At 69.8% G+C, this 6,875-nt stretch carries 9 protein-coding genes and 1 pseudogene; 8 read left to right on the forward strand and 2 right to left on the reverse strand.

Features of this window, described 5'->3' with window-relative positions:
• The coding region (locus VOI19_RS10895) for a hypothetical protein (protein ID WP_323792991.1) at nt 1-556 on the reverse strand (556 nt) is incomplete at its 3' end.
• A gap of 7 nt (nt 557-563) precedes the next feature.
• Nucleotides 564-701, reverse strand: a complete 138-nt coding sequence (locus tag VOI19_RS10900; RefSeq protein WP_323792992.1) for a hypothetical protein — start codon at nt 699-701, stop codon at nt 564-566.
• 193 nt (nt 702-894) lie between these two features.
• Here VOI19_RS10900 and VOI19_RS10905 point away from each other — a divergent pair, with 193 nt between their 5' ends.
• The 8 genes and pseudogenes from VOI19_RS10905 to VOI19_RS10940 form a co-directional block, all read left to right on the forward strand.
• A complete protein-coding gene (locus tag VOI19_RS10905; RefSeq protein ID WP_323792993.1) occupies nt 895-1,497 on the forward strand; it encodes a shikimate kinase in 603 nt (200 codons plus the stop codon).
• 13 nt (nt 1,498-1,510) lie between these two features.
• Nucleotides 1,511-2,632 carry a 3-dehydroquinate synthase gene (gene aroB / locus VOI19_RS10910; protein WP_323792994.1) on the forward strand — a complete coding sequence of 374 codons (1,122 nt, stop codon included), beginning with the start codon at nt 1,511-1,513 and terminating at the stop codon, nt 2,630-2,632.
• Between the two features lie 3 nt (nt 2,633-2,635).
• Nucleotides 2,636-3,103 carry a type II 3-dehydroquinate dehydratase gene (locus VOI19_RS10915; protein WP_323792995.1) on the forward strand — a complete coding sequence of 156 codons (468 nt, stop codon included), beginning with the start codon at nt 2,636-2,638 and terminating at the stop codon, nt 3,101-3,103.
• An 84-nt stretch (nt 3,104-3,187) separates the two neighbouring features.
• Complete coding sequence (gene efp / locus VOI19_RS10920) at nt 3,188-3,751, forward strand: elongation factor P (protein WP_323792996.1); 564 nt, start codon at nt 3,188-3,190, stop codon at nt 3,749-3,751.
• Between the two features lie 22 nt (nt 3,752-3,773).
• Nucleotides 3,774-4,187, forward strand: a complete 414-nt coding sequence (gene nusB, locus VOI19_RS10925) for a transcription antitermination factor NusB (protein WP_323792997.1) — start codon at nt 3,774-3,776, stop codon at nt 4,185-4,187.
• An 89-nt stretch (nt 4,188-4,276) separates the two neighbouring features.
• Entirely contained in the window at nt 4,277-5,656 is a 1,380-nt protein-coding gene (locus VOI19_RS10930; RefSeq protein WP_323792998.1) for an NAD(P)/FAD-dependent oxidoreductase, read from the forward strand.
• Complete coding sequence (locus tag VOI19_RS10935) at nt 5,653-6,486, forward strand: DUF1206 domain-containing protein (protein WP_323792999.1); 834 nt, start codon at nt 5,653-5,655, stop codon at nt 6,484-6,486. The genes VOI19_RS10930 and VOI19_RS10935 overlap by 4 nt, the downstream gene beginning before the upstream one ends.
• A gap of 97 nt (nt 6,487-6,583) precedes the next feature.
• Nucleotides 6,584-6,875: pseudogene (locus VOI19_RS10940) on the forward strand (hypothetical protein); the annotation flags it as partial.

Genomic DNA, 6,875 nt, shown 5'->3' on the forward strand with positions numbered 1-6,875 from the left:
CCGCCAGGACGCGGGCAATCTCCGGTTCATCGTCTCGCCCCGGGGCAACCAACGCCAAGGCGGCAAGCTCATCGAGGGCGCCCATGGCCAGCAGGCGCTCGGCACGAGCCACCAGAAGCGCGCCTTCGGTCGGCAGGTCAGCCGGTGCAGGTCCCGAGGACAGCAGCAGACGGCGCTGGAGATCGCGCAGAGCCCGGCTGTCGGGCGCGGCCGGCAGCAACGCGACCAGACGAAGCGCGATCGGTCCGGGCGTTCCTGCCCACAGATCCGTGCGCAGCCCGCCGCTGTCCGGCGTCAGCGATCCGGCGGCGTCGACGGTCAGTCGCTTCAGACCCTCGATCCGGATTGAGCCATCCGCCGTGGTTCGGGGGGCCGCACGTTCCGGGATCGGCTGAAGGATCGGCGGAGGGGCCGGCGGCGTCACCAGCGTATCATTACCGGGGGAAAGCGGCGTCGGCGGTCCCAGCAGGATCGGGCCGCGCGTCTGGGCTTGGGGCATGTTCGGATCGACGAGCGCCGAGGCAACGAGCAATCCGAGTCCGACGAGCAGGCGCATACCGTTTCTACTTCGGCAGGCGGTCATTCGGGATCACTTTCTGGACGGGCGCGGTCGGCGGCGGAATATCCCAGGTCATCAGGAACGCGGCACCGCCCCCAAAAAGCAGGACCAGGACTACCAGCAGGACGGCGAGAAAACGCATGGCCAAAGGCCTATCCGGTGAACAGTTCCGCACAACGACGGGCCCGAAGCCCTGCCGGCCGGCCGAGCCCAGTATGGCGACCGCCGCGAAGCGTGTGGTACCGTCGGACTATGGCGCGACCACGGCACTGTACCGATCGAGGGAATCCGACGCAACGCGAGGCGAAACCGCCGCGCTCTGCGGGAGATCTCCCATGAGCTCGGCCAGCGAAGCCCGGATGGACGCGCCCGAATCGAGCCCGGCGGTCGTGATCTCGCCGCCACACGTCACCCGATTGCCGAGAACCCTGGTCCTGGTTGGCCTGATGGGAGCCGGCAAGAGCAGCATCGGACGGCGCCTGGCCCAGCGCTTCGGCGTCGACTTCCTGGATGCCGACGTCGAGATCGAGACCGCTGCCGGGCGCACCATTCCCGAAATCTTCGAGGAACTTGGCGAAGCCGCGTTCCGGGACGGCGAGCGGCGCGTGATCCGACGATTGCTGGAGGACCGCACGCCCCATGTCCTGGCCACCGGCGGCGGCGCCTTCATGGCTGCCGATACCCGCGCTGTCATACGGGAAAAGGGTATGTCGTTGTGGCTGAAGGCGGATATCGACACGCTTTACGAACGGGTATCCCGGCGTTCCAACCGCCCGCTGCTCAAGACAGCCGACCCGAAAGAGACACTGCGCGGCCTGATGGCCGTCCGCTACCCGGTCTATGCCGAAGCCGACATCCTGGTCGAAACCCGTCGGGTTCCCATTGAGACGACCGTCGATAAGGTCTATCAGGCAGTGATCGCGCATCTGAACCAGTGAAGCCTGTCGCACCATGAGTGCTGTCGAGATCGTCCAGATCGACCTCGCCGACCGCCGCTACGCCATTCACGTCGGTGCCGGGCTGCTGAATCGCGCCGGTGACGCGCTGGCCGATCTGGTGTCGGGCCGCAAGGTCGCAGTCGTCGCCGACGAGACCGTGGCGGCCCTTCACCTGCCCGCGTTGATACAGTCGCTGCGAGGCGTCGCGTCCGTCGTTCACACCCTGACGGTGCCTTCGGGCGAGTCGGCGAAGTCGATGGACGGCGTCGCCGACCTGCTGGACCGCCTGCTCGCCCTCGGCATCGACCGTCGGACCGTCGTGATCGCCCTCGGCGGCGGGGTGACCGGCGACCTTGCAGGATTCGCGGCGGCAATCGCCCTGCGCGGCCTCGATTTCATTCAGATCCCGACCACCCTGCTGGCCCAGGTCGACAGCTCGGTCGGCGGCAAGACCGGCGTCAACACCGCCGCCGGGAAGAACCTGGTCGGCTCCTTCCACGAGCCGGCCGGCGTGCTCTGCGACCTGTCGCTGCTCGAGACGCTGCCCCGCGACGAGCTCGTCGCCGGGCTCGGCGAGGTCGTGAAGTGCGGTTTCATCGCCGACCCCGAGATCCTGCGTCTCGTCGAGACGACCGACCCCGAGACGCTCGTCGCCTCCTCCCCGGTGCTGCGTGAGCTCGTGGAGCGCGCGATCCGCGTCAAGATCGACGTCGTCGTCGCCGACCTCAAGGAGGCCGGCGGGAGCGAGCTGACCGGCGCGCACCCCGGCCGCGAGGCGCTCAACTACGGCCACACCCTGGCGCACGCGATCGAGCGTGCCGAGGACTACGAGATCCGCCACGGCGAGGCCGTCGCGATCGGTTGCGTGTTCGTCGCCGAGCTGGCGCACCGCGCGTCGGGCTTGTCGGCCGAGATCGTCGAGCGGCACCGCGAAGCCTTCTCGCGCGTCGGCCTGCCCACGTCGTACGAGGGCGCAGGCTTCGAGGAGCTGCTGGCCACGATGCGGCTCGACAAGAAGTCGCGCGGCAACCAGCTGCGCTTCGTGGTGCTCTCCGACGTCGGGGTGCCGACGGTGCTCGCCGGGCCCTCGGAGGACGACCTCCGGGCGGCGTTCGTCGCGATGAGCGAGGGCTGACCGATGCGGGTGCTCGTGCTCAACGGACCCAACCTGGGTCGCCTCGGGCGTCGCCAGCCCGAGATCTACGGCTCGACGACCTACGCCGAGCTCGTCGAGCTGTGCGTGGGCTGGGCCCGCGAGGTCGGGCTCGAGGCCGACGTGCGCCAGACCAACCACGAGGGCGAGCTGCTCGACTGGCTCAACACCGCCGCCGACGAGGCCACCCCGGTGATTCTCAACGCGGCCGCCTGGACCCATTACTCCTACGCGCTCTTCGACGCCTGCGCGCAGCTCGAGGCCCCGCTGGTCGAGGTGCACATCTCCGACCCGACCCAGCGGCCAGAGGTGTTCCGCCATACCTCGGTCGTCACGCCCCACGCCGCGCGCGTCATCGCAGGCCAGGGCGTCGACGGCTACCGCCAGGCTCTCGAGGTCGTCGCCACCCTCGGGCCCGACTCAGGAATGGGACGGGCCACGGGGGAGCGATAGACTTCGCTGCTGTTGCCCAGCAGCGCTGCACAGCGCGCCGCGGGCGACCTCCCGATCCTCGACTGAGAAGGCTGACCTGCGCGCATGGCAACCACGAACGACCTGAAAAACGGCATGGTGCTCAACATCGACAAGCAGCTCTGGGCTGTCGTGGAGTTCCAGCACGTCAAGCCGGGCAAGGGTCCTGCGTTCGTGCGCACCAAGCTCAAGAACGTCGAGTCCAACAAGACCGTCGACAAGACGTTCAACGCCGGCACCAAGGTCGAGACCGCCACCGTCGACCGTCGCACGATGCAGTACCTCTACAACGACGGCACGTCGTTCGTCTTCATGGACGTCTCCAACTACGAGCAGCTCGAGATCGCTCCCGAGATCGTCGGAGGCAACGCCAACTTCCTCCTCGAGAACCAGGAAGCCGTCGTGGCGACCAACGAGGGCCGCGTGCTCTTCATCGAGCTGCCCGCCTCGGTCGAGCTGACCGTTGCCTTCACCGAGCCCGGTCTCGCCGGCGACTCCGCGACCGGCCGCACCAAGCCCGCCACGCTCGAGACCGACCACGAGATCCAGGTCCCGCTCTTCATCAACCAGGGCGAGAAGATCAAGGTCGACACTCGCGACTCCTCCTACATGGGTCGCGTCAAGGGCTGACGCCCGACGACGAGCTGACACCGTGGGAGCACGATCGAAAGCCCGCAAGCGGGCCCTGGACATGTTGTACGCCGCCGACCTGCGCGGGGAGTCGGCCACCGACGCCCTCGAGCGCGCCATCGAGGCCGGTGAGGGCCCGACCAACGCCTACACCGCGAGCCTGGTGCGCGGGGTGATGGACAACGTCACCCGTATCGACGAGCTGCTCGCCGACTTCTCCGAGGGCTGGACCCTCGAGCGGATGCCGGCCGTCGACCGCAACGTCCTGCGTCTGGGCGTGTGGGAGATCCTGTACGCCGACGACGTCCCCGACGCCGTCGCCGTCTCGGAGGCCGCCACCCTCGTGCGCGAGCTCTCCACCGACGACTCGCCGTCGTTCGTCAACGGCATCCTGGGCGCGATCCAGAAGCAGAAGGCGACGCTCACCCAGTCCTGACCGGGCTCTGAGCAGGGCTCGCCTCGATGGGTCGACGTGTCGACCCCACGGGGGAGGGCAGGCTCTCGAGCAGGCCCTAGGTTGGGGCGATGAGCACTGAAGTCGATCTGATCGTCGTGGGCCTCGGCCCGGGAGCCGAGTCGCTGGTCACCGGAGCCGTCGAGGCCGGGCTGACCGTGGTGGCCGTCGAGAAGCACCTGGTCGGCGGTGAGTGCCCCTACTACGGGTGCGTCCCGTCGAAGATGATGGTGCGAGCCGGCGATGCCCTGGCCGAGGCCGCGCGGGTCAACCAGGTCGCCGGGGAGGCGACCGTGGTGCCCAGCTGGGCGCCGGTGGCCGCGCGGATCACCGACGAGGCGACGTCCGGCTGGGACGACGCCACCGCGGTGACGCGCCTCGAGGACGCCGGCGCCACCGTCGTGCACGGGGTCGGCAGGCTGACCGGTGCCCGGCAGGTGGAGGTCACCCTCCCCGACGGCTCGACACGTTCCTACTCAGCCACGAAGGGCGTCGTGCTCAACCCCGGCACCCGCCCGGCCGCACCGCCGATCGACGGGCTCGAGGGCACGCCGTACTGGACCAACCGTGACGCCGTGCAGGTGACCGACCTGCCGGGCTCGCTCGTCGTGCTCGGCGGCGGGCCGATCGGGTGCGAGATGGCGCAGGCCATGGCGAGGTTCGGGGTGCGCGTCACCCTGGTCCAGCGCGGCGACACGCTGCTGCCGGGGGACGAGCCCGAGGCCGGCGCCCTGCTGGAGGAGGTGCTCATCGGCGAGGGGATGCGCGTGATGACCGGAGCAGACGCCAGCTCGGTCAGCTACGCCGACGGCGCGTTCACCATCGGGCTCTCCTCAGGTGAGCAGGTGGTCTCCGACAAGCTCCTCGTGGCTGCCGGCCGGACGCCCAATCTCGACGACGTCGGGCTCGAGACCGTGGGCCTGGACCCCAGCGCCCGGACGCTGGAGACCGACGAGCGCCTGCGGGTGAAGGGTGCCGAGGGGCTGTGGGCGCTGGGCGACGTCACCGGTGAGGGTGCCTACACCCATGTGGCGATGTATCAGGCGTCCATCGCGCTGCGCGACCTGCTCGACGAGGACGGCGCAGCCGCGCGCTACCACGCGGTCCCGCACACGACGTTCACCGATCCTGAGGTCGGTGGCGTGGGCCTCACCGAGGAGAAGGCGCGCGACGCCGGGCTCTCGGTGCGGGTCGGCTCGGTGCAGCTCGACCAGACCTCCCGCGGCTTCACCCACGGACCCGGTGCCCGCGGCGTGATCAAGGTGGTCGAGGACGCCGATCGCGGCGTGCTCGTCGGCGCCACGGCGATGGGGCCGGCCGGGGGCGAGATCCTCGGCTTCCTCGCTCTTGCCGTGCATGCCGAGGTGCCCGTGGCAACCATGAAGACCATGATCTACGCCTACCCGACCTTTCACCGCGCCATCGAGAGCGCCCTCGGAGACCTTTCATGAGTGACAGCAAGGCCCGCGAGGCCCACCAGAGCGACATCGTCGACAAGATCGCCGGGGCCGGGCTGATCGCCTACGGCGTCGTGCACCTGCTGATCGGCTGGCTCGCGGTGCAGCTGGCGCTCGGTGATCGTGAGGGCGGTGCCTCGAGCACGGGAGCGGTCAAGCAGCTGGCCGAGCAGCCGTTCGGCAAGTTCTTGGTCTGGGCGCTCGCGCTGGGCCTGGTGCTGCTCGTCGTGTGGCGCCTCGTCGAGGCCGCCCTGGGCTACCGCGACGAGGACGACCCCAAGCGGCTGTTCAAGCGACTGCTCTCCGCCGGGAAGGCGATCGTCTACACCGGTATCGCCTACAGCGCGATCAGCATCGCGACGGGCTCGTCCTCCGGTGGGGGCGGCAAGGGCGGAAGCGGCGGCGGGGGCGGCAGTACCGACTCGATGACGGCGACGCTGATGAACAACCCCGGCGGGCAGCTGCTCGTCGGCGCGATCGGCGTCGGAATCATCGCCGCCGGCGTGGGTCTGCTCGTGGTCGCCTACCGGGAGTCCTACCTGGATCGCCTCGACGACCAGGGACTCCGCGGCAGCAGTGGCACGACGTACAAGTGGCTGGGCCGCGCCGGGCACGTCGCCAAGGGGCTCTCGTACATGGTGGTCGGCGGCCTGTTCCTCTATGCAGCGGCCACGCACGAGGCCAAGAAGTCCGGCGGACTCGACCAGGCGCTGCGCACCGTGCTCGAGCAGCCCTTCGGGCCCGTGCTCCTCGCCGCGATCGGTCTGGGGTTCGCTGCCTACGGGCTGTTCTGCTTCGCCACCGTGCGGCACCTGGACCGCTGATCGTCGCCGCCCGAGAGGTTTGATCGGGCGTCGCAGTGGACATGAGGGCAGGAGCCCCTGGGCCGCTCGGCGGCCCGACCCCACCCGTAGGAGCACCATGAGCGAGCCGTCGCACCATCCGCAACGGACCGACACCAGCGATCGCCTGTACACCCCGGAGGAGCTGGACGCCTACGCGCGTGAGCAGGCCGCAGGGTTCGCGCCGCGCCGCGTCGCCGCCCAGGACCGGATCGGCGGTGACCCGCTGACCGACCCGATCCCCGGTTGGCCCTCGATGGTGCCGGCGGCTGCGGAAGTCGTCGTGGACGTCGCCCGCGAGACCGCTGGTGCCCCCGAGGCCACGGACTCCCCGGAGGCCCCCGCGGCGCCATGGACGCCGGAGCCCGACG

The sequence above is a fragment of the Nocardioides sp. genome, assembly GCF_034670285.1.
Classification (GTDB): Bacteria; Actinomycetota; Actinomycetes; order Propionibacteriales; family Nocardioidaceae; genus Nocardioides.

Coding starts and splice junctions, on each gene's coding strand:
- VOI19_RS10900 (WP_323792992.1), bottom strand. CDS start 701: ATGCGTTTTCTCGCCGTCCTGCTGGTAGTCCTGGTCCTGCTTTTTGGG.
- efp (WP_323792996.1), top strand. CDS start 3,188: ATGGCAACCACGAACGACCTGAAAAACGGCATGGTGCTCAACATCGAC.
- VOI19_RS10930 (WP_323792998.1), top strand. CDS start 4,277: ATGAGCACTGAAGTCGATCTGATCGTCGTGGGCCTCGGCCCGGGAGCC.
- aroB (WP_323792994.1), top strand. CDS start 1,511: ATGAGTGCTGTCGAGATCGTCCAGATCGACCTCGCCGACCGCCGCTAC.
- VOI19_RS10935 (WP_323792999.1), top strand. CDS start 5,653: ATGAGTGACAGCAAGGCCCGCGAGGCCCACCAGAGCGACATCGTCGAC.
- VOI19_RS10915 (WP_323792995.1), top strand. CDS start 2,636: ATGCGGGTGCTCGTGCTCAACGGACCCAACCTGGGTCGCCTCGGGCGT.
- VOI19_RS10905 (WP_323792993.1), top strand. CDS start 895: ATGAGCTCGGCCAGCGAAGCCCGGATGGACGCGCCCGAATCGAGCCCG.